This window comes from Roseovarius halophilus (ex Wu et al. 2025) (assembly GCF_047086965.1).
In genome coordinates this window covers 1-322 of sequence record NZ_JBKOTX010000610.1, presented here as the reverse complement: position 1 = coordinate 322, position 322 = coordinate 1, and the positions used below count along the sequence as shown (strand labels likewise).

Genomic DNA, 322 nt, shown 5'->3' with positions numbered 1-322 from the left:
GCTCGGCGTGGTGCTACGCCCGGACACCACGTCAGCGGCCCGCGAGGCCGCGCAGGGCCCGGCGGTGCCCGCCGGTGCGTGACCCCGGCGTCCGGCGGCGACGGCTCTCGCTCACCTCGCTGATCGACGTGATCTTCCTTTTGCTCCTGTTCTTCATGCTGTCCTCGACCTTCTCGCGGTTCTCGGATGTCGAGCTTGCCTCGGCCGGTGGCGGGCCGCCCGGCGACGGGCCGGCCCCGATCTTCGTGCAGCTGCGGGCGGACGCACTGCGCGTGAACGCCCGCGACGTACCGCTCGCCGGGCTGGGCGAGGCGCTCGCGCC

Annotated in this window: 1 protein-coding gene; it reads left to right on the top strand. The window is 74.2% G+C overall.

Going from position 1 to position 322, the window contains the following annotated elements:
• Positions 1-74: 74 nt before the first annotated feature.
• Positions 75-322: biopolymer transporter ExbD (locus ACH107_RS33710; protein ID WP_412509910.1), on the top strand; the 248-nt coding region annotated here is incomplete at its 3' end.